Source organism: Paenibacillus sp. NN59 (genome assembly GCF_057597225.1).
Genome location: NZ_CP199678.1, coordinates 4,670,222 through 4,694,828, shown reverse-complemented (window position 1 = coordinate 4,694,828; position 24,607 = coordinate 4,670,222). Strand labels below are relative to the sequence as shown.

Sequence of the window (24,607 nt, the reverse complement as noted above, 5' to 3'; positions counted from 1 at the left end):
TGAGGTGTGGTCGTGATGGTACGTAAAACCGTGGAACTCTCCGAAACACAAAAGGGAATCTATTTCGATTGCCAAGTGAATGATCCATCTTCTTATAACATCTCCGCTTCGATACAAATCGAAAGGCTTCAACTTGAAGCCTTTCGACGTTCCATCGAGTTGCTCATGCATGAACAAGTCGTGCTCCGCACGCACATTGAGATACAGCAGGACAGACCAGTTCTGGCGATCCACGATGATATGGAGTACTCACTGATTTTGCGGGATCTGAGTCAAGCTCATCAGGATGGCAAGGAACAGCAACTGGAGGGATACATTGAAGAATGTATTCAGGCTCCCTTCATATTGGAGCAAGGCCCTTTATTTCGAATCATGCTTGTACATATGGACGAGAACACACATGTTCTTACTTTATGTATCCACCATTTAATCTGTGACGGTATGTCTCTGGAAATTTTTAAAAATAAACTTCTCCATGCGTACACCTGCATCCTGCAGGATCTACCTTTGGACATAAAGCAGGATCAGGGCTTTATCTCTTATATCGAATCAGAGAATACGAAAATACAAGAGAACAAGTATAACCGTGAGCGTGAGTTCTGGTTATCCAAAATGAACGGTGCAGAGCCCCTGGCACTGCAGCATGACTATCCGGCTGGCGGTTCGCAGACCGGTGTGGGACATGAGCTACGTTTTGATATTCCAGAGGCGTTGATGGCGGATATTACAGAGATGTCAAAGGAGCATGAGGTTACGGTATTTATGTTTTTCATGGGGGCATTCAGTATTCTCTTGAATAAATATGCAGGCAAAGAGGATATCACGTTTGCTTCTCCGTATTCCCATCGTCCGGATATCGAATTGGAAGAAACGATTGGCTGTTTTGTACATATGTTGCCGATGCGGTTCCAGATTGACCTAGAATCTAAATTTGGTTCTCTCCTTGAGCAAGTCACTGCAGCCTGGATCGATACGTATAAACACATTGGATATCCTAATAATCTAATCGTCAGAGACAGTATGTTGCAGGTGCAACCAGGCTCACCATCTGTATTTGATATCTCCTTTGTGTATGACTCATATGAGGAGGATTTGCCAGGAAGCCAGCTTGTGGAACAGGATAAGGTTACTTTCCCAGGTGATCTGATGGTTGTATTGAACGGCACACCTCAAGGCACACAGCTGAAGCTGCAATATAAACCGAATGTGTTTCGAACAGACTCCATTGAACGAATGGGTCAGCGCTTCTTATTCCTCATGCAACAGCTGGTAACTGCACCAGAGAAGAGCATTGGTGAATACAGCCTGCTGATGCAGGAAGAGCAGGAGCAATTGCTGCATCAATTTAACCAAACTTCATATTTTCCCTACACTCCGCAGCATATCATCGATGTTTTTCATACAAAAGTAACAAAGCACCCAGAACGAGTCGCTCTACTCGAAGGAAAAGAAAAACAAACCTACGCACAAGTTAATGCAAAGGCCAATCAATTGGCAAAACAGATCATCGCACGGAAAAAGACCGAAAACGAGGCAGTCGGCGTACAAATGCTACGTTCTTCCGATCTGGTCATCGCCTTGCTGGCTGTTCTGAAGGCTGGATGTGCTTTTGTTCCCCTAGACCCTTCCTATCCGGTATCCAGAAAAGCCTACATTTTATCCGATGCGAATATATCCACCGTTATTGCCATCCGGCCAGAAGCAGAGGATGACTCGCTTCCGGCTCACTATATCTACACAGAAGATGGGATGGTATACACGGGAGACAGTTCCAATCTCGAAGAGCCTCTAGATCCTTACAGTCTCGCCTACATTATGTACACGTCAGGATCAACGGGCAAACCTAAAGGGGTCATGATTGAAAACCATAGTGTGGTCAATACATTGCTTGATTTGGAACGTCGTTTTCCAGTACAAGCGAGTGATGTGTATATGTTAAAAACAGCGTATACCTTTGATGTATCCTGTACAGAATTGTTTGGTTGGTTTATGGGTGAGGGAGCATTAAGTATTCTGCCGCCAGGCGAGGAGAAGAACCCGGACCAGATATTGACTACAGTAGCTGAACATCAGGTGACTCATATCAACTTTGTGCCGACACTATTCCGTCTTTTTCTCGAGACGATGGAACTTCGTTCTGATCTCTCAGGACTGGACACGCTGAAATGGGTATTTGTGGGCGGAGAGGCCGTCACACCCGATATCATTAAAAAATTCAACCAACTGAATATCCGGGCAAGCCTGGATAATGTATACGGTCCTACGGAATGTACGATATGGGTCTCCCATTATCCATTGAGTGCCTATGAAGGGCATGGAAACATACCCATTGGTTCCCCATTGAACGAGTCCAGATGGTATGTCGTTGGAAGCCGGGATGAATTACAGCCTTTGGGCATTCCGGGGGAACTATGTCTGAGCGGTGTAGGTCTTGCACGCGGATATTTGAACCTGGAAGAAATGACAAGAGATAAATTTGTTCCTAACCCTTTCTTTGACGAAGAGAAGGACCCTGAGTATTTCAGAATGATGTACCGCACTGGGGATATGGTTCGCTCCCTGCCAAGCGGAACGATTGAATACCTGGGGCGCATTGATTTTCAGGTCAAAATTCAGGGTGCAAGGTTAGAGACAGGTGAGATCGAAAATACTCTTTCATCCTACCCGGGAGTCATTCAAACCGTCGTTGTGATGAAATCCTCCGAGACAGGGTCCGGTTTACTGTATGCCTATTATTTATCGGAGCAGGAATTGCCTGTGGCTGATCTGAGAGACCATTTGTCCAAATCTCTGCCAGCTTATATGATTCCATCTGTTTTTGTACATAAATCGGAGTTCCCACTCAATAGTAGCGGGAAAATTGACCGCAATGCACTAATTGCAGATACCACGCATATTCACACTTCAAGCACGGCTTACGTTGCTCCAGCCACGGAATTAGAGCGGCAGATTGCAGCGGTATGGGCAGAAGTGCTCGGTGTCGAGAAAGTCGGGAGAGATGATCATTTCTTTGAACTTGGTGGCAATTCATTTTCCGTTATTCAGGCTCATAATCGTTTAAAGCATCGTACTGATGTGGATTTCCCAGTGCCCCGCTTTTTTGAGCGTCCTACACTGCGGCAGTTTGCAGCATTGGGACAGAAACAGGAGACAGCACGGATACCGATGTTGCGAGAAGAACGTTTTGTACGGAAAGCGGGTATTCTGCGTGATGATATTGCCATTGTAGGGATGTCCGTGAATGTACCCGGAGCAGAGGATATTCATGAATTCTGGCGTAATCTGATGGCACAAGAGGAGAGCATTCATTTTTACAGTGATGAGGAACTGAGGACACTCGGTGTAGACGAGGCATTGCTGCGTTCTCCTCGTTATGTCAAAGCCAAAGGGCGAGTCAACGGGATTGAGGAGTTTGATGCTGGCTTTTTCGACTATACACCTGGCGAAGTTAAAATGATGTCCCCTCAGTTCAGACTAATGTATCAGGGAATATGGGAAGCATTTGAGGATGCTGGGTGCAGACCTGATGAAGCAGGAAAAGTCGGCGTTTTCCTCGGTGGATCGGATGACTTTGAGTGGTATCGACAAGTGCTGTTCGGGGATGCGGGATACAGCAGCAAATATGAAGCATTTACACTCAGTACCAATCATTTTTTGGCTACTCGCATGGCCTACAAGTTGAACCTTAGAGGTCCTGCTTATACAGCTCTTACGGGATGTTCAACGTCTTTGGTCACTCCACATCTGGCATGCCAGTCTTTAATCGTTGGAGAATGTGATGTCGCTGTGGCTGGTGGAATTACAGTAGAGCTGCCGAATGAAGGTGGCTACGTGTACGAAGATGGCATGATGTTTGCCTCGGATGGCCATTGCCGTCCATTTGATGCAGCTGCAAGCGGCACGGTGTTCTCGAATGGGATGGGGATCGTGGTGTTGAAGCGGTTAAGTGATGCATTGCGAGATACAGATCATATTTACGGTGTCATTAAAGGTTCAGCCATTAATAATGACGGTCAGGAGAAGCTTAGCTTCCTTGCACCAAGTGTAAGCGGTCAGGCAGAGGTCATTCAGGATGCGTATCAGGCAGCCGGAGTTGATCCCGAAACGGTTAGTTACATTGAGGCGCATGGCACAGGCACACTTCTGGGTGATCCGATTGAAGTTGAATCGTTGACACGTGCTTTTGCCTCCGAGAAAAAGCAGTTCTGTTATCTTGGCTCAGTAAAAGGCAACGTGGGACATATGGATACAGCGGCTGGCGTTGTTGGTTTGATTAAGGTTGCACTTAGTCTTGATCAAGGATATATCCCGGGTACCGCGAATTATGAACAACCGAATCCGAAGATTGATTTTGCAAACACGCCCTTCAAGGTCAACTCGCAGGGGGTGGACTGGAAACCAGGTGAAGCTGGTGTTCTGCGTGCAGGGATTAATTCATTTGGTGTAGGAGGCACGAATGCTCACATGGTGTTGGAGGAGGCTCCAAAGATGGACAAGTGCAGTCCGGATGATGATGTCAATGTATTGCTTTTTTCAGCCAAAACAGAGTACTCGCTGAGCCGCACTGCTGAACAAATTATGGAGCATCTCGTGCAGCATCCAGAGCTATCCATTTCGGATGCAGCGTGGACATTGCAGACCGGTCGAACGGATTTTGCTTATCGTAAGGCACTGGTTCTGGATAAAAGCTGGAAAGATGATCCCGAGCAATTCATGCGTCAGCTGGAGAAGGCAAAAATGGTTCATTCGCCGCAAGATCGGCGCCCGATTTATTTTATGTTCCCTGGGCAGGGCAGTCAGTATCAGGGCATGGGTGCAGCATTGTACAAATCGACAGAACAGTCAGGCATTGCACCACTGTTCAAGAAGCATGTACAGCAGATTGTGGATCTGCTTCCTGAAGAAGAGCGAGAAGAGATTCTGTCTGTTGTATACGGTAATCAGCATCCAGAGCGAATTAACCAGACGGAGTACAGCCAATTTGCGCTATTCATGACCAGTTATGCCATGGCTCAATCCTTGATTGATCTGGGCATCAGGCCAGATAGCATGATCGGACATAGCATCGGAGAACTGACAGCAGCTGTGGTTGCAGGTGTATTTGATCTTGCAGATGCTGTACAGATCGTAAGGCTACGGGGACGTTTGATGCAGCAACAACAGCCAGGTGTCATGCTCGTCATCATGGAGGACTCTCCGTTGGTAAAATCCCAATTGGAAGAAGGTACGTGGCTGGCTCTAGTCAACACAACAGGTTCCAGTGTCATTGGCGGGACGGCAGAGGCGATTGACCGAATGGAAGATAAGGCCGGAAGACTCGGCTGGAAATGCGTTCGTGTAAAAACCTCTCATGCCTTCCATACGCCAATGATGAAGGATGCAGCGATGGAGTTCAAACACAGTCTGTCGACTTATTCGCTACACAGCCCGCGGATTCCATTGCTTTCGAATACGAGCGGAACATGGGCTTTGCCGGATGAGATCGTAAGTCCAGACTACTGGGCAAGGCATATTTTAGAGCCGGTGTTGTTTGAAGCAAACTTGGCTGAAATGTTAAAGGAAGAACAAGCTGTATTCATTGAGGTTGGGGCAGGACGGACATTAAGCTCGTTTGTGAGACAGCACATTAAGTCCAAGGAAACACAAACCGTATTGAATATGTTGCGTCACGTTAGAGAAACAGAACCGGACGTGCTATATACAAACCGCAGAATCGCCGAGTTATGGTGCGAGGGCCTTCAGCCGGACTGGAAAGTACTCAAGGGACAGAACGTGCGCCGCAAATGCTCCTTGCCAACCTATCATTTTGATAAGCAGCATTATCCAATTGGCCAGTCGCTTATTGGTGGTTCGACGTTGGAAGGAACAAGCAGTAGTCGACATACACCTCAGTCGAGTGAACAATATAGCAACACGTCCCTTTCCGTTGCGGGAGGTTATGCAGGTAGTCTGGAGGCCATGAAACGGGTTGTTCTGGAGGCGTATGAAACGATTTTTGGCATAAATGACCTGGAAGAGCATGTTAATTTCTTCGCCGTTGGTGGAGACTCGCTCAAAGCAGTCAGTTTGTCCGCATCGATTCGGTCTTCCATCGGGATTCAGGCAGAGGTTGCGGATGTGTTTAACCATGCTACACCAGCCCAACTGGCGGAACATCTCTTTGCAATGGTTGAGCCGCAAGTACAGAAGCAGAACATGATTGAGGCTGCGCCGATAATGGATGCCTATCCAATCTCATCTGCGCAGATGCGTATGTTCACTCAATCCATGCTGGATCCAAATAGCACGGCGTATAATTTGCCGTCGGCTACCCTGATCGAAGGAGATTTGGATCATGCCAGAGTAGAGGCTGCACTGGAAAAGCTGGTGCAATGTCATGAAGCGCTTCGAACGACGTTTGCAATACGCGGAGATCAGGTGGTGCAGATGGTTCATGCATCCGTTCCTTTAGATTTCAGCTTTACCGAGCAGTATTTAGCCGATGAACAAGAGACTTCTGCTTTGATTCAGACGCTGATTCGTCCTTTTGAGCTTCATCAGGCTCCACTCATGCGAGTGAACCTGATTAGAACAGGAGCGCGCAAGCATCTGTTGTTCTTTGATATCCATCATATTATTGCGGACGGTACTTCCGTTGAGTTGATTACACGCGACTTCAATGCACTGTACTTTGGGGAGGAACGCACTGTCCGGTTACATTACAAAGATTATGCGGTCTGGCAACAGGAGCGTCTTACTTCTCAGGCATATCAGCCGCATCAAACATACTGGCTGGAACGGTTGAGTCCAACACCGCCTGTACTGCAGCTTCCACTTGATCATGATCGTCCATTACAGCGAGAGATGAAAGGTGAACGAGTTCATTTCACGTTGAGCCACTCGTTAACGGAGCGATTGCACAAGCTGGCTTCATCCACGGAAGTTTCCATGTATATGGTGATGTTGAGTGTATGGAATCTTCTGTTAGCGAGTCGAACAGGTCAGCAGGACATCGTAGTCGGGACCCCCGTAGCGGGTAGGTTACAGGAAGAATGGAAAGAAACAGTCGGAATGTTTGTGAATATGATTGCCATGCGGAATTATCCAGCATCAGATCGGACCTATACCGCTTTTTTACAAGAGCTGAAACAGCATACACTCGATGCTTTTGCACATCAGGAGTATCCATTTAATGAGCTTGTAACGCAGCTTGGACTTAAGCGGGAACTGAACCGTAATGCCATCTTTGATGTGTGTTTTGATTATCAGAACATGGAACTGCATGATCTTGAACTTCATGGACTTCAATTCAGTTCTATTCCTGTGGAGACCGGAGTCTCAACTTATGACCTGTTGTTAACATGTCAGGAGAACAGGGAGCAGCAAGTCATTGAAGGGTACATTGAATATGCGTTAGACCTGTTCCGAGGTGAAACGGTTGAACATATGATTCAGGAATTCATTGAACTATGTGAGCAGGTTGTGCAACAACCGGACGCACCTCTAGGTAAGCTGTATGAACGAGTCCAGCGTGCTTCGGGAGCTGAGGTTCATCGGTTGGCAGGCCCCATTTTACATTATGATCATACCCTGAGCTTGCATCGTTTGTTTGAACTACAGGCAGAGCGTACACCAGACCAGACTGCACTTATTGTTTCTTCAGGCAAGGAACTTACCTACCTTGAGCTTAATGAGCGAGCGAATGCGTTGGCTTGGAAGCTGATCAATCGAGGGGTACGCAGAGATGAACCCGTAGGCATATTAACTGGCCGGGATGAAACTCTCATTATTATGTTGATCGCAGTACTCAAAGCGGGTGCAGCTTACCTGCCTATAGATCCAGCATTTCCACCGCAGCGTATTCTGGACATGATGCAAGATAGCAAGATGAAGTTGCTACTGTGCACTGCTAATGAGGCCAATGTCGTGGCTTTTGAAGGCGAACGCATCGTTTATGAGCCTGATTTTGCTGACGAACGTTCAACTATTAATCCGAATGTGGACGTTCTATCTTCTGACTTGTCTTGTGTCATCTTCACCTCTGGATCCACCGGAAGGCCTAAAGGGGTAATGATTGCTCACGATGCGATGGTCAATTTTGTGGAAGACATCAGGCATCGAAACATTTTTGAATATGAAACAGATCGAATGATTAGTGTAACAACGGTATCTTTTGATATTTTCGGATTTGAAGTGTGGGCACCATTGTGTACAGGGCATTCTCTATATTTGGCAGACGAGCAGGAACAGCTTGATCCCGTTCTTGCCGCGCGCCAGATAAGGCAGCATGGCGTAACGCATATTCTCAGCACGGTATCCCGGATTAAAGCGTTTGTTGAAAATTCGGAATTTGCGAAGGTACTTTCTCATCTTCGGTGTGTTCTTACCGGAGGAGAAAGTGTTCCGGCAGGACTTCTGATTGATATTAAAAAATATTCGTCTGCCCGTGTCTTTAATATGTATGGCCCTACCGAAACGACGATTTGGTCAACGACCAAAGAGTTGCAACAATCTGGACTCATCACGATTGGCAAACCTATTGCTAATACGGAGCTTTATATCGTGGATGAAGAGGGTGAATTATTGCCTCCCGGAAATTATGGGGAACTCTGCATTGCAGGCCGTGGGGTGTCCAGAGGTTACCTGAATAATCTGACCGAAACGACTGCCAAGTTCATTGACAATGCAAAGGTTCTGGGTGGACGTATGTACCGGACAGGTGACTTGGCTCGTGTGTTGCAGGACGGGGAGGTCGAACTAGCAGGACGTTTGGATCAGCAAGTGAAGATCAGAGGATACAGGATCGAATTAAACGAGATCGAGCAAATGGCTATGAGCTATGAACGTTTGAGAGAAGCCGTCGTGAAGGTCGAAGGAAACCAGCCTGAGCAGTCGCAACTGGTGCTCTACTACAGCTTGAAGCCGGACATAAGTGTATCGAATATGGAAGAGCAGGACACTTTGCTCAGGTCTTGGCTGAAACAGAGGTTGCCACAGTATATGATGCCTTCACGCATCATTCGTCTAGACAAGCTGCCAGTTCTGCCGAATGGCAAATTGAATCGGAATGCCCTTCAATGGACTGACTTTGGAGCGATTGAGGCGATCGAAGCTAATGAGAAGCCAGCTCCATCTTTAATGGCTGGTTCTTCTTCTCCAGTGGGAAGAGAACAGGCTCGCAAAGAGCTGGAACAGATGCTGGTTGAAACATGGAAAGAGATGTTGAACCGGGATCATGTCGGAGTACAAGAGCACTTTTTTGATATTGGCGGTAACTCGCTAGGTCTGATCTTGATTAATAACCGGTTAAACGCTTATCTTGGGAAAAATATTCCGCTTGTGCAGTTGTTTGAACACTCTTCCATTACTTCGCTCGTTGATCATCTGATGTCTGAACAGATGTTAACTTCGGTGGATGTCCCTGTTCAGAATAAACATGAGCAAGAACATGTATCCGGGGAATCCATCGCGAGTACCAGCACTGCGGTCAAACCTGATCCTTCAATGATGCAAGAAAGAGTGATAAACATCAAAACAGATGCGGATGTGAACAGCAGGAACAGAAGCACTTCCCCATCGGATATCGCTGTTATAGGTATGGCCGGTCGTTTTCCAGGATCAAAAAATATCGAGGAGTTCTGGGATAATCTGATGGCAGGTAAGGACGGCATTACCCGACTGACTGAAGAAGAATTGGCAGCAGCAGGGGTGCGGCCTGAAGAGTATAAACATCCTGAATATGTTCGAGCCAAAGGCGTTTTGCAAGATACCGAGTTTTTTGATTCCGGATTTTTCGAATACCCGTATCAGGAGTCCGAAATGATGGACCCGCAGATTAGACTGCTTCATCAGTGTTCCTGGGAAGCGCTTGAACATGCGGGCTGTGATCCATACCGGTACTCAGGTTCCATCGGTTTATTTGCCGGAAGCGGATTGAGTTTACCATGGATGGTTCAATTCCTGGGTCGTTCAGGTGATCTACTGCAAGCTTTTGAAGCGATGACGCTGAATGAGAAGGATTATATTACGACACGTATATCTCACAAGCTGAATCTAAGAGGGCCAAGTATGGCTGTGCAGACGGCATGCTCGACCTCGCTCGTCGCGATTCATCAGGCAGCAGAATCACTGATCCGGGGAGAATGTGACGTGGCTCTCGCAGGGGGAGTGTCTATCTCTTATCCGCTCAAAGAAGGGTATCGCTGGCATGAAGGCATGATCTATTCCAAAGATGGGTATTGCCGAGCATTTGACGAACAGGCATCAGGTACCGTTTCGGGGAACGGGTGCGGCATGGTTGTGCTGAAGCCGCTTCATGATGCTTTGCGCGATGGGGATCAGGTCTTTGCGGTGATCAAAGGCTCAGCGATTAACAATGATGGATTGGATAAAATCGGATATACTGCGCCAAGTGTTACCGGACAGGTGAAGGTCATTCAAACCGCACTTGACCGCTCGGGAGTGTCTCCACAGGAAATCAATTATGTGGAGGCACATGGGACAGGCACCAAGCTCGGTGATCCCATCGAGATCGAAGCACTTAGACAGTCCTGGGGAACGGATAAACGTAATTATTGCGCCCTCGGTTCGGTCAAAGCAAACATCGGTCATCTGGACGCTGCAGCTGGTGTTGCCGGATTTATCAAAACCGTTCTAACGTTGCATCACCGAACAGTTCCGCCGCAGATTTATATGGAAAGAAGCAATCCTATGCTGGAACTGGAACGCAGTCCTTTCTACATTAATCAGGAGCCGCAACATTTCAAAGATCAGCAGCAGGTTCTGCGCGCAGCGGTAAGTTCCTTCGGGATCGGCGGCACGAATGCTCACGTGATTTTGGAGCAACCGCCCGTACGAGAGAGTCAAAGTGTGTATCAGCCTGTACACTTACTCCCGTTCTCGGCCAAGAGCGAATCCGCTCTGGATCGAACGTATCATTCGGTTTTACAAGCACTCGAAAAAATGCCGGAACAGATGCCGAGCGCTGCTTGGACATTGCAAGAGGGAAGAAGTCGATTTAACTATCGTAAAGCTCTTGTCGTTGTGGATGGCTACGTCCCTTCGCAAGATCAGGTGGAGGAACATGAAGCACAAGCGAGTGTGAACCAGGGGGATAAGCCTAAAGTAATGTTCTACATCCGTGGGGATGTTTTATGGGAACCACACGTGATTCGGGAACTTTATGCTTCCAGGTATCGCAGTCTAGTGTCTGAACGATTCAAGCAACACTTTGAAGAAGTACTGAGCTTTTTTGAATCCAAGGAACAGTATGCACTTCGTCAAAGTATAGGCAGGCCAATTCGGGATTCAGACCTGAAATTTATGTATTGCTTTGTGGTGCAGTACGCTCTGTTTGCAACGTTGATTGAGTCAGGGGTTAAACCGGATGGAATGTGTGGAGAAGGTGTCGGTGAACTGGTCGGACAGGTCATTAGCAATACGCTTGAGTTGGCTCATGCAGTGCGTCTCTTATATAGCCGTGAAGATTCGCAGATACAAGAGGGTGCCTTCTCTGAGGCAATGAGTACGATCGACACATCAAAGAATTCTTTACTGTCTGCGGAAAAGATACTTTGGGTATCAGCCTGTCCGCTACAGAACGGAGAGCTTGTAGACAACGATATATTGAAGGATGCGCAGGTTATCTCTCTTACCGGAGATCGTTCCAGCTCGCTTGAAGCCGATATCTATTTCATGAAAACACTGGGATATTGCTGGTGCAGAGGCATCGAACTGAATTGGGCACATATTAACGGACATAGCTCTGGGCAAAAGATATCTCTCCCGACTTATTCGTTCGATCCAATCGTTCATAAGCATGATGTTCCGCTGTACCTGCTTACGGGTGTGCCTCAAACTGCGGCTTCTCTGACTTCATTACCAGAACAGGCGAACACGGGTAAGAGTAGAGTCCGTTTGAATGTGGATGAAGTATATGACACCACTGCTCAGCTCTGGCAAGAGTTGCTTGGTTGTGAATCAGTGAACTCCGAGGATGATTTCTTCCAGCTTGGTGGACATTCTCTCAAAGCTATCACTCTGGCATCCCGAGTCAAGGAAACATTCGGAGTTGCTATGGGACTAGAGGATGTGTTCGATCATTCTGTCCTTGCCCGTATGGTGGCATGGATTGATCAGCAACAAGACAATGGGTTGGATTATTCGGGATCAGGAGACAGCATTTTCCCAGCAGCATACAAAGACCGATACAAGACGACTTCTGCGCAACGAAGAATGTTCGTGGTACATGAATGGATGCAAGGCGAGAGCACAGCCTACAATCTTGCAAGTTCGTACCGGTTGAAGGGAGCGCTCGATACGGCACAATTTACAGCGGTGATGGATGCTCTCGTACAGCGGCATGAGGCGTTCCGTACGCGCTTTGAAATGCTTGAAGGTGAACTATACCAGGTCATTGAGGATAAGGTTTCAAGTGTAGTGGAGTTGCTGGAACTTGAAAAAGAAGAGCCGGAGCAGCAGTTTATGCAATGGCTGCAACCATTTGATCTGACCCAGGCACCACTGGTTCGTGTAAAACTTGCCCGCCTGTCCGATGACGAACATATTCTGTTCATAGATATGCATCATATTATCTCTGATCAGAGTTCCATCGCGATTCTTATGCAAGAATTTGCCCGGTTATATAGTGGGGAATCTTTAGAACCATTATCGATTCAGTACAAGGACTATGCTGAATGGATTGATCAATCTACATCAGACGGGCATGCTGCCGAAGATGAGGCGTTTTGGCTTGAAGAATTCAAGGATGTGCCTGCGTCTGTCGAATTGCTTACAGATTACCCGAGACGTGGAGAACTTTCTAACCAGGGCGGCCGAATTAGCAGTGAGTTTGGAGAACAGTTAAGTGAACAGATTAATGATTTTTGTGCAAAACAGGGATTGACTCCCTACATGTTATTCATGGCGGCTTTAAATGTGTTGATCTCCAAATACACGGGACAGCATGATCTGGTCGTTGGCACAGCTGTAGCCGGAAGAGAGAAGCCAGAACTGAATAACGTCATGGGAATGTTTGTAAACATGCTCGCCATTCGTACTATGTTAGACAAGGATCAGCCTGTTGAGCTTTATCTGAACGAAGTTCGTAGCAAGCTGTTAACCTGTTATGAACATCAGCAATATCCATATGAAGCGTTGGTTGAGAAGCTTGATCTGATGGGTGATGGGAGCCGTAATCCACTTTTCGATATTGTTCTTAATTACATTAATATGGGTACGGATGAGCTTGAAGCAGGGACATTACAAGTTGAGTCCTGGATGGATGGAAAGGTGCATGCCAAGTTTGATCAGACCTGGACGGTCGTTGAACACCACCAACAGTATACGCTTGAACTGGAATATCGTTCTGAATTGTTCCATGCACGATCCATGGAAATGATGATGGACAAGTTCCGGTATATCTTAACTCAGATGGTCACAGGAGAGGTAGAGCGGGTTCGTCAGATCAAGCTTACTGTGCCTGAAGAGGATGAATGGCTGTTGTTCGGTGTCAACGACAACCACATGGACTATCCGCGGGAAGCAACAATTCCCGAACTATTTGAGGAACAAGTTCAATTACATCCACAGAAGACAGCCTTGGTGTGGGGTAACGAGGAGTGGAGTTATGCTGATGTGTACGCACAGGTTCAGAAGCTTGCATCTCGAATACTCGGACAAGACGTGGCATCAGGCTCAAGTATTGCTTTGATCCTGGACCGCGGACCGATCCAGATGATCAGTATCCTTGCTACACTAACAATAGGTTGTCAATATGTACCAATTGATCCGGCATCACCGCCGGCTCGCATTGAGTTCATTTTACAAGATTGCAATGCGTCTATACTTTTGAGCGAAGAATCGTATGCCTCGGCATGGAAATCAGCGGTTCCACGTGTCATGATCCCGTCCGCAGAACTGGAATCGTTTGTTTCAGGAGAGTCTGTAGAGCCTATAGTCCAGCAGATAAAGACTGTTGCAGTCGATCCGGCATATATCATCTATACGTCAGGCTCGACCGGAACGCCAAAAGGCACGGTCATGAGTCACCGCAATGTCATTAAAGTGATGAAGCAAAGCAATTTTGTGACAGTAGTGCCTGGGGATCGGGTATTACAAGTTTCCAATTATGCGTTTGACGGTTCGATCTTTGATATTTTTGCTTCCTTAATTAATGGGGCTACTCTGGTACTTATTCCAAAAGAGATCATTCTCGATATGGCTCGTCTGGCGGAAGTCATTCGTCAGCAGCAAATATCTGTATTTTTCATTACAACCTCGTTGTTTAATATGCTGGTGGATTGGGATGCAGCATGCCTGAAACAGGTTCGCAGAGTGATGTTTGGGGGCGAAGCGGCATCCGTGAGCCACGCAAATAAAGCAATGGCATGTGTCGGACCAGGCGTACTGTTAAATGGATACGGACCAACGGAAGCGACCTTCTTTGCCTCCTATTATTTACTGGAGCAAACAGAGCCGTATACCGACTCTCTGCCTATAGGTTATCCATTGTCCAATACAGCTCTATATGTTCTGGACGAGGATATGAATCCTGTTCCTGCCAATGTGCCAGGCGAGTTATATATTAGCGGGGATGCGGTAGGTATTGGATATTTGAACCGGGAAGAGCTGACCTTAAAACATTTTATAGCTGATCCTTTCCGCAAAGGCGAACGGATGTACCGGACAGGAGATATCGTCAAGCGTCTACATGATGGCCATTTGATCTTTATTGAACGATCTGATTTTCAAGTGAAAATCAGGGGGTTCCGAATTGAGTTATCAGAGATCCACAATTGTCTGGAGCAACTTCCGGGAGTCAGGGATGCTTTTGTGATGACAGCTACAGATGAATCTGGAAGTTTATATGTCACTGCATTTTATACATGTGAATCCAACATCTCACGAACGGTTGATGATGTTCGAGCAGAGTTGCACAAGCGACTGCCTGAATACATGGTACCTGCACAGATCTGGCGAATGGATCATCTGCCTATTAATGCTAACGGCAAGGTGGATCGGAAGGTTTTAGCCGATCTGGCAGAAGCGCAGTGCGTTCCTAGAGCGACTGATTCTGTCCTGACGGAGATAGAGCAAAAAATCCTTGCAGCCATGAGAAAGGTGCTGAGTAATCCGAACTTTGGCGTAACCGATCATTTCTTCCAAAATGGTGGACATTCGCTTAAAGGTATCGCACTCACGCAAATTTTGTCAAAAGAAGGAATTGCCATCAGTGTGAGCGAATTATTCCAATATCCTACAGTTAGAGCGTTAGCGAATTCGCTGGAAATGCTGAATTCTCCACCCAGTTTATTCGAAGAAAGCCTGCAAATTCAGTCCCCTATCGAAATTCCCCAAGACATTACACTTCATGAGAAACAATTAGACAGCCTGGTATCACATGTCTTGAATAATTGTAATCAGGTTTCAAGTTTCATGGCGGGAACACCTGTTATTGGTCGCTTCCCACTATCTCCAATTCAAAGAGCACATGCTTCTACAACTGCACGAGCAAGCGGTTTTACAACCATATTGGAGGGTAATTTAAATGAATTTACTGTGAAAAGACTGATTCTCGGGGTGATTGCCCGTCATCAGTTGCTACACAGCATTATATATGAGGAAGACACGTTACAGTGGCATCAGTGTGATTTGTCCGAAGCAGCAGATATGTTGCAACAACTCATTCCATATCTTGATGTTCGTCACTACGCTCTTGCTACGCTGGAAAAAATGGAGCACAAACTAATTCAGTCGCTATTACACAAGTCGCATACACTCGATGGATTGCCATGGCGTCTGTGTATTCTGCGAACAGGAGCTAGTAAGCACAAACTGATTTGGAGTTTCGATCACCTTGCCTTTGATGGCATGAGCGCCGAGATCATTAAGCAGCAACTTGAGTCGGCAATTGCCCGTAATCAGCAATCTGGAATGATCGCTGCAGAAGGTTCATTGGAGATACGCAAATATGAGGATTATGTAAACATGCTGTCTCGAGGGCCTGTTAACATCACTGAGCATGAACTCGAGGAGCGGTATTCCATTCAGGCTTGGCAACATTGCAATAGTAGCGTTATGAATCAACTGTTAATCACCACAGGCGAGTCAGCGCCTTCAGCGATGACGGTTGAAATACCGCGTACAGATATTACAGACCAAGATCTTAATGAGTCCTGGTGGAACTATTTTAAATCCTTTGCTGGCATTATCGCTTCTTATCTGAATGCGAAAGAGTTGCCTGTTGCGCTTGTGCATTATGGCCGAGAGTATGGACAAGAAACGTATTATGATCACGTAGGTGAATTCCTCGATCTGATTCCGATTCTTGTGCATGCTGATTTTGCTCAGGAAGATTTGGTGGAACGCTTGGACTTCACGAAACGACACAGCATTAACTTTATGGCGCTGACAGATGAATCGGTCATGACGTCTCCGTATTCCAAAATTCAAAGACAATTGGCTACAGCCTACAGACAGACGGGTCAGGAGCCAAGGAAACTTATTTTGTTCAACTTCCAGGGCTTTATCTCCAGCGAGGAGACCATCCCAGAGTTCGAACAGATCGATGACTCCGGGTCTAATCCGAGCCTCGCATACATGGAATGGGTCATTCGATACGATGAAAATTCTGTGTACGTGCACCTGGGGTGTCATACAGGTCTGGATACGGAGCGCTTGAAACAGCAGATTGAGGAGCAACTCGGCAGTTACGTGAATGTAAAAGTGAAAGTTCATAATGAGGCAGCGGAGGTGCAACATGTCCAGTAAGTCCATACAACGAGGGCCGGAGTTGATTGTGCCGGAGCATTATGCAACAGTTGCTGAACTTCTTATGTATATCGCTGACAAACATCCGGATAAGGGAATCACTTATATCAGTTCATCCGGCGAAGAACAGTTTGAATCGTATCCTGAGCTGCTGAAGCAAGGACGTCTGTATCTCCAAGGCCTGCTTGAGAGCGGGTTAACTAAGGGACAAGTCGTTATATTGGAGATTGATCATTCACAGCAGTTTTATCGTACATTTTGGGCTTGTATTCTGGGCGGCATTATTGTCGCCCCGGTCAGTCCTCCTGCCTCCTGGGAGCCGGGTTCAGCTGGTCTGGAGAAATTCACGAAAATATGGGGAATCCTCGGGAAACCTGTGGTAGTCGTAGAAGAAGCATTTTTGCCAAAATACGAACAGCTTACTGAGAGTCCAATTTTTGAGGGATTGAACTGCATTAGCGTCAGCAAGCTTCAGACAAGTTATACACTTGCTGAAATAAGTCTGACTGCTCCTGAAGAGGTCGTATTTCTACAGTTTTCGTCAGGAAGTACAGGTATCCCTAAGGGAGTACAGTTAACGAATCGGAATATTATTGCAAACAGTATTGCATGCAAGACCTTCCTTGGTGCTGAAGAAGGAGATAACGTGTTTACTTGGCTGCCTCATACGCATGACATGGGAATGTTCGGGCAACACCTAACGACTGTACTAAGCGCTGCTAATTTAATGGTTATGTCTCCGTATACCTTTGTACGATCCCCTTACTTGTTCCTACGCAAAATTATGGAACATCAAGGGAAGTGGTTCTGCTGCACAAACTTTGGTTTTGAATGGATGGTTCAAAAGATCCCGGATTCCAAACTGGCTTCGCTTGATTTGTCTTCGCTGCGCATGGCCCTAAACGGTGCCGAGCCCATATCGACCAAAGTTATTGAACGATTTGCTCAAAAATTCAGTTCCTGTGGTTACCGCACGGATATGATGTTTCCTGCTTACGGCATGGCTGAGGCAACTGTGGGTGTGTGTACCTGGAGGTTGAAAGAGGAGCCGCGCATCGAACAAATATCACGTAAAGCGCTTGTGCAACAAGGAAAAGCGATTCCGGTGGATGCCGCTGTTCATGACCCGGCAGATCTGATTGAGTTTGTGCATGAAGGTTATCCCATGACGGGAATCCAGATTCGAATAGCCGATGAGTACGGAGAAGTTGTCGATGAGCGCACGGTGGGTGAAATCCAGATTCGCGGGGAATCCGTAACCTCCGGATATTACAATCTGCCAGAAGTCAATCGAGAGCTATTCGTGGACGGATGGCTGAAGACGGGGGATCTCGGTTTTATGGCGGAAGGTTCCCTTGTTGTAAGTGGACGAATCAAGGATATCGTTTTCATCCGTGGTCAAAATCATTACGCACATGATTTGGAAGAAATTTTATATCAAAATGGCAGTATTCCAAGAGGCAATCTGACGGTTGTGGGACATTTCAATAACATTTCCCAAACGGAAGAACTGCTTGTATTTGTAAAATATAAATCGAACACTCCGCAGTTTCTGGAAATAAGGCAGGACTTAATAGATCGGATGAGGGCTGGTCTAGGAATAGAGATTACTCATGTTCTTCCAATTAAGGTTATTCCGAAAACGACTAGCGGCAAAGTTCAGCGTTTTATGCTGAGAAACGAGTATGAGGGCGGTGCATTTAACAAGGATATCGAGGCCATTGAAGCTATGCTTCTTCAAAACCAATCACAGTCCATTGCGGAGAGCGTTCATCCGTTAACCTTGGAGCAGACTGTGCGTGGGGCTTGGGCTGAGGTTCTACAGTTACCTGTGGGGAAAGTAGCGACGGATATTTCGTTTCTGGCACTAGGGGGAAATTCCATTCTTGCCTACCAATTGCTTGACAAGCTGTCTGCACACATGGGACGTGAACTGGGACAGGAAGTACTCGTCTTTGGCAGAACGGTACAGGAAATGGTCGAGTATCTTCAGGAACTTCCCGAAGAGAACAGGTCACTCGAAAATGAAATACGCCCGGATAATCAGTTGAACGTACACCGAGCGATTGCAATAACAGGGTTGTCCCTTCGGCTTCCTGATGCAGATACACAAGAGGAGTTCTGGAGCAATCTTGTTCAAGGATTGGACAGTGTGGATCAGGTGAGTCCGGAACGAGCTGTACGCTCCAAACGGCCGGATTGGACAGATTGGATTGGAGAAATAAAGAACCCGGATACTTTTGACCACGAATTTTTTGAAATGCCGACGGAACAGGCTTCATTTATGGATCCGCAGCACCGCAAATTGCTGGAGGTTGCCTATGAGGCGCTCGAGGATGCAGGCATGATCGTGGATCAGGAGGAAAAACGTGATGTCGGTGTATATGTTGGTATTAACCCCAGCTCCTACTTTGATCTCGTTGTAGATTACATGAATCGTAGCAAGGGATTCGAGGTGCACTCTCATGCGATGGTTGGCAATATGTCCAATATCGCAGCGGCATCGATCTCACACTTATACAATTTCACGGGCCCGGCGCTGGCCATTGATACCGCTTGTTCTTCCTTTCTCGTAGCCTTGACGCAAGCAGTGGCAGCGATTCAGGACAAACGTATCTCTGGCGCAGTTGTAGGCGGAGCAAGCATTTTGGCAACACCTCATGTGCACCAGTTATCACGTAATGCGGGAATATGCTCTTCTACACAACATACCAAGGTGTTTGATCAGGGAGCTGATGGTTCGGTTATTGGTGAGGGTGCAGTAGTTGTATACCTGGAGCCGCTAACAGAGGCAGTTCGCGCGAATAAACATATCTATGGCGTGATCCGTGGCACAGCGGTGAATAACGATGGGTACTCTTTAGGTATTATGGCACCTAATCCTCAGGGGCAATATGAAGTGCTACGAGCTGCATATAACGATGCCAATCTGAATCCAAAAGAAATCTCGTATATCGAGGCGCATGGATCAGGAACAAGAATTGGAGATCCCATTGAAGTGAATGCGTTACTCCGTCTGTTTCAGGAGAAAGGATACGGCGAAGGCACCTCTATCGGTCTAGGCTCCGTCAAAACCAATATAGGACATTTATTCGCAGCATCCAGTGGAGCTAGTCTGGCCAAAGTTTTGCTTAGTATGCAGCACAAGGAACTTCCTCCAAGTCTGCATATGAATAACCCTAATCCAGCTCTTCGCCTGGATCAGTCTCCTTTTTATATCGTTAATGAGCATAAAGATTGGACGGTAACCGAAGGGAAGACGCGTAAAGCTGGTATTAGTTCATTTGGTCTTGGCGGCACGAATGCTCATATTGTGCTGGAGGAGTGGAATGCACGGGCAGTTTGGAGACAGGACACGGAACGGGATCAATTGTTAACCTTCTCTGCCAAGTCAGAGCAGGCGTTGCAGAAGCTGATTGATAGTACGAAAAAGTATCTGGAAGAACATCCGGATCTCCGACTAACGGACGTGTGCTTCACACGGAACAGGTATCGAAAGCATTACCGTTATCGTGCCGCTGTCGCAGTAAAAGAGACCGGGGAGTGGAGTCAGGAAAGCTTGCAATTTGGCTTCAAAAAGAGAAGCCGAGCCGCCCGTGTCAACATCGTTGTTGGAGGAAATAAGTTGGAATTGGCTGATCAGGAGTATTGGGCGAACCTACTCGAATCCCTCATGCGTATCGTACCTTCCATCCAGGAGGTTCGTGGCATTGACGGTGGAGAACAAATGCTGTCCCAGCTCAAGCTGAACGATAAGGCGGATTCCACCCAGGCTCCAGATAAGCCGACAATCACGCTGAATCGCAGCAAAATAACATTCGGAAGTATTCAGGATGCAAACTGCCCGATGGCGAGTGCAGATATTGTTGTAATGCTGGCTACTTGTGATGGGGTCGAACCTGCGGGAGGTACAGGCAAAGAGAGTTATATCCACTTGTCCGGAGCGACAACGCTTACTATGGAAACACAATTAGCCTTGTTGCTGGGACAGCTCTACGTGCGTGGTGCTTCACTGGATTGGGAACAGTTGCATCCCGATGGAACGGGCCAGATCGTGCATTTACCAGCGCATCCATTCGAGCCACATGTACATTGGGTAGGGGCGAATCAGGGAACGGAGGTCTTGATATGACAAGAGAAGAGATTGAAGGGTTTATTAAAGGGGAAATCGCTGCCGCACTGAAACAGGAACCTGATGAGATTGATGAAGAAACGAATTTCTTGAAAATAGGGGTTTCTTCCGTCCAGGCACTCAAAATTATAAATCGTACACGTAAACATCTGCAGGTGGATATTAGTCCTGTTGCGTTGTTTGAATACAAGACGATTGCAGAATTCGCTTCATATCTTCATGAATCGCTTCTTCAAGGGGAGGCAGTCGAATGATTGAACTGGATTCGAAACAGGAGCAAGAGATTCTCCATGAAGCCGAGTTATTTGCTACCCGTGAGATTCGTCCTTATGCCTGGCAAATTCAGGAGCAGCAGTCTATCCCCCGCTCGTTAATTCGTGCTATGGCCGAAAGAGGGTATTTAGCTGCATCTATTCCACATGAGTATGGGGGAATGGGTCTTGGTCCCAAAGCATACGGACTGTTAACGGAAGTATTTGGTAAAGCACTTCCGGCGGTTCGAAGCTTATTGACGGTACATACTTCACTGGTGAGCGAAACTTTGGTACGTTTCGGATCGCCAGATCAAAAGTCGTCCTGGCTACCCAAGTTGGTCCGTGGGGAATGGATCGGAGCGTTTGGACTGACAGAGCCCGAGATCGGGTCGGATGCCAAAAACGTAAAGACAACTTGGCGGGAAGAAGCGGACTGTTATGTACTTAATGGAAAGAAAAAGTGGATTACCTTTGGAGACGTAGCGGATGTGTTCATTATTGTTGCCTCCCAAGAAGGGAGGAGTACAGCATTCTGGGTTGAACGTCAGTTTGACGGTGTGCAGACGCAAGCCATCGAGGGTGTAATGGTTGGTGGCGAGACAGGAATCGCTGAAATTGATCTTCATGAAGTTCGTGTGCCCAAAAGCCATCTGATTGGGCGTATGCACGAAGGCTTTGAGTACATCGTAAGCGGTGCGCTTGATCAGGGCAGATATAGCATCGCTTGGGCAGGACTCGCTATAGCGCAGGAGGCTTTGGACTCCATGGTGACCTATTCACGCAAGCGAAAGCAATTTGACCAAAAACTCAGTCATTTCCAGCTCATCCGCGGCATGATTGGTGATGCAGTAACGAAAGTCCATGCAGCAAGAGCGCTATGTTTGCGGGCAGCCGAGCTTAGAGAAGCCAAGGACCCGCAGGCTGTCATGGAAACAACGATTGCTAAATATTTTACATCCAAAATTGCAGTAGAAGTGGCAAATGATGCGCTCCAGGTTCATGGAGCCAATGGAATTAGCAGTGAGTATCCGGTATCCAGACTGTACAAGGAGGCTAAAATCCTGGAGATTATTGAAGGCTCCTCCCAGATGCAGCAGGAGATGATCTCACACTATGGGCTGAAAACCTATTACAAGCGTGGCGGTGGGCTATGACGATCTGCGCATTATTTCCAGGGCAAGGTAGCCAATATATCGGGATGTGCAGTGATCTCTTAGAGAGAGAAACGGAAGTCCGGTTGATTTTTGCCGAAGCGAGTGAGGTTATCGGGTTTGATCTCAGAGATTTGATTCTGGCCGGCTCACTGGAGCAACTGACACAATCCGAATATGCTCAGCCCGCTGTACTTACAGCAAGTTATGCGTTGTTTGATTCCTTCGTTCGCCGGACTGGAATTAATCCAGATTATGCGATTGGTCACAGCCTGGGTGAGATCTCTGCTTTGGTGGCTGCTGGTGCATTAAAGTTTGCAGATGCAGTCCGCTTTTCGGCTTCACGGGGGGCATTGATGCATCGTGCAATACAGGAACAGAAGGGCAGAGCAGGAATTGTCGTTGATATGAGTCAAGCAGAACTCGAAAACATCGTTGCCAATATTCGAGAGGTTCATTACGTGACTATCTCGGGGTATAACTCACCTAACCAATTCGTTGTTGCAGGTGAGGTGGGAGGTTTGCGTTTGCTGGATGATCTCGTGGATCAAGCTGGAGGGGAATTCATTCCCTTCCGCATGATGCCTATGAAAGCAGATGCGCCATATCATAGCGAACTGATGCAATTTATCCAGCCTGAGATGGACGCAATGGTATCTAAGCTTTCCTTTACCGAGCCTGCATTTGCGATATGTTCCACAGTGAATGGAGAGTTCATCCAAGCAGCAGAGGATATCCCAAGGTTACTGACAGCTCAGCTGTTGCAGCCGATTCACTGGATTCAGGCTTTAGCGCAAATTCGGCGGTTGGGTGCGAGCATTTGGATGGATGTCGGGCCAGGCCAGAGTGTGAGAAATATGATTGCCGAGTACGACACTTCAATCACTGCCTATTCGTTGGATGATTCGCAGGATCAGTCGAAGCTCCTGGCAATGTATGCGGCAGGGATTCAAACATACCGGGGAGGAGAAGCGCGATGATTACTACAAATATGATGGCGTATAACCAGCGAGTGAAACAACACCTTCCTGGCGGTGTGCACTATAATTTCCATCTTCCCTGGGAGGAGACACCGCTACACTTTGCCCATGCATCCCGAAGCAGGGTAACCGATATGAACGGCCGTGAGTATCTGGATCTCTATGCCCGCTTTGGTGCACTTATTGTAGGGCACGGTAACGAGGAATATAACGAATGCCTGAAGGATACGATTGATCGTGTTCTGTCGGTAAGCCATTGTGATCTGGACGCTGAGGCATTGGAGTTAATCCACCAATATGTACCTTCGGCTGAGATGATTCGGTTTGGGTTATCGGGTACAGAAATTGTGCAAAATGCACTGCGCCTTGCCCGCGCCTGGACAGGCAAAAATCGCTTTGTTCGTTTTGAAGGTCATTATCATGGCAATTCAGATAACATTATGGGCGGTAAAACGCCCAGAACAGGTTTGCCTGTACCTTCGGACTATCCTGGTGACATGAAGGGAACACAGGGAAGGGCGAGGGATGTCATGGAATCCCAATCCTATCTGCTACCTTGGAACGATGCTGCCCGTTTGGAAGAATTGTTTGTTGAACATGGTGATGACATTGCAGCAGTAATCATGGAGCCGGTTTGTGTTAACGGAGGCGGAGTCATGCCAGCTCCAGGTTATCTGCAAAGAGTGAGACAACTATGTGATCATCATCAGGTTGTACTTATTTTTGATGAGATCATTACAGGGTTTCGTATGGGACTTGGCGGGGCTCAGGAGATGTTTGGTGTTACGCCCGACCTGACTACGCTGGGAAAAGCGATTGCTGGCGGCGGTGTTCCCGTGTCTGCTCTAGTTGGCCGAGCCGATATCATGAAGCTGCTGGTGGACAAAAAAGTAATTCATGCGGGAACGTTTAACGGTTATCCGTTAGGTACAGCCGCGGTGAAAGCAACGCTCGAAATGTTGGGCCGCAATGGAGGAGAAGCCATGAATCGTATGAATCTTCACGCCGAGATGATTCATGACATTCTCACAAGGGAAGCAGCGAAGGTGGGGCTCCCCCTTGTTGTTCAAGGCCCAGCGGGATGCGCTTCCTATCATTGTTGCACCGAAGAACTTAGCAGTACGGCCGATTATACATTTGAATTGATGTCCTTTGATATTTTGTTGAATGGCAAGCTCGCGGAACACGGTATTCTTGTATCGACACTCTCTCGCATGTATCCGAACATTATGCTGGACATGAAAGATGTGGCCTGGTTCAGCGAGCGTGTCCCTGCGGCGATTGCGGAGATGAAAGAGCTCTACGATGAACTTGTCTAATACCGCCAGATCAATAGGAAGT

The 24,607-nt window shown here is 47.2% G+C and carries 6 protein-coding genes; all 6 read left to right on the top strand.

From position 1 onward, the window contains the following. Positions 1 to 15 precede the first annotated feature (15 nt). From ACT89M_RS20535 to ACT89M_RS20510, 6 genes are read left to right on the top strand one after another with little or no spacing between them, the layout of a single operon-like run. A complete protein-coding gene (locus ACT89M_RS20535) occupies positions 16 to 16,749 on the top strand; it encodes an amino acid adenylation domain-containing protein (protein ID WP_487345319.1) in 16,734 nt (5,577 codons plus the stop codon). Then, positions 16,739 to 20,881, top strand: coding sequence for a beta-ketoacyl synthase N-terminal-like domain-containing protein (locus ACT89M_RS20530; protein ID WP_186809608.1), 4,143 nt, complete (start codon positions 16,739 to 16,741; stop codon positions 20,879 to 20,881). Before ACT89M_RS20535 ends, ACT89M_RS20530 begins: the two co-directional genes overlap by 11 nt. Next, complete coding sequence (locus ACT89M_RS20525; protein ID WP_090914993.1) at positions 20,878 to 21,135, top strand: acyl carrier protein; 258 nt, start codon at positions 20,878 to 20,880, stop codon at positions 21,133 to 21,135. The genes ACT89M_RS20530 and ACT89M_RS20525 overlap by 4 nt, the downstream gene beginning before the upstream one ends. Further along, the gene (locus tag ACT89M_RS20520) at positions 21,132 to 22,289 is read left to right on the top strand and encodes an acyl-CoA dehydrogenase family protein (RefSeq protein WP_154887944.1); all 1,158 of its coding nucleotides are present in this window, start codon (positions 21,132 to 21,134) and stop codon (positions 22,287 to 22,289) included. The genes ACT89M_RS20525 and ACT89M_RS20520 overlap by 4 nt, the downstream gene beginning before the upstream one ends. Next, positions 22,286 to 23,266: an ACP S-malonyltransferase gene (locus ACT89M_RS20515; RefSeq protein ID WP_154887946.1), complete on the top strand. Its 981-nt coding sequence runs from the start codon at positions 22,286 to 22,288 to the stop codon at positions 23,264 to 23,266. Before ACT89M_RS20520 ends, ACT89M_RS20515 begins: the two co-directional genes overlap by 4 nt. Continuing rightward, the gene (locus ACT89M_RS20510; protein ID WP_186809609.1) at positions 23,263 to 24,585 is read left to right on the top strand and encodes an aspartate aminotransferase family protein; all 1,323 of its coding nucleotides are present in this window, start codon (positions 23,263 to 23,265) and stop codon (positions 24,583 to 24,585) included. The genes ACT89M_RS20515 and ACT89M_RS20510 overlap by 4 nt, the downstream gene beginning before the upstream one ends. Positions 24,586 to 24,607: the final 22 nt, after the last annotated feature.

Coding starts and splice junctions, on each gene's coding strand:
- ACT89M_RS20535 (WP_487345319.1), top strand. CDS start 16: ATGGTACGTAAAACCGTGGAACTCTCCGAAACACAAAAGGGAATCTAT.
- ACT89M_RS20530 (WP_186809608.1), top strand. CDS start 16,739: ATGTCCAGTAAGTCCATACAACGAGGGCCGGAGTTGATTGTGCCGGAG.
- ACT89M_RS20525 (WP_090914993.1), top strand. CDS start 20,878: ATGACAAGAGAAGAGATTGAAGGGTTTATTAAAGGGGAAATCGCTGCC.
- ACT89M_RS20520 (WP_154887944.1), top strand. CDS start 21,132: ATGATTGAACTGGATTCGAAACAGGAGCAAGAGATTCTCCATGAAGCC.
- ACT89M_RS20515 (WP_154887946.1), top strand. CDS start 22,286: ATGACGATCTGCGCATTATTTCCAGGGCAAGGTAGCCAATATATCGGG.
- ACT89M_RS20510 (WP_186809609.1), top strand. CDS start 23,263: ATGATTACTACAAATATGATGGCGTATAACCAGCGAGTGAAACAACAC.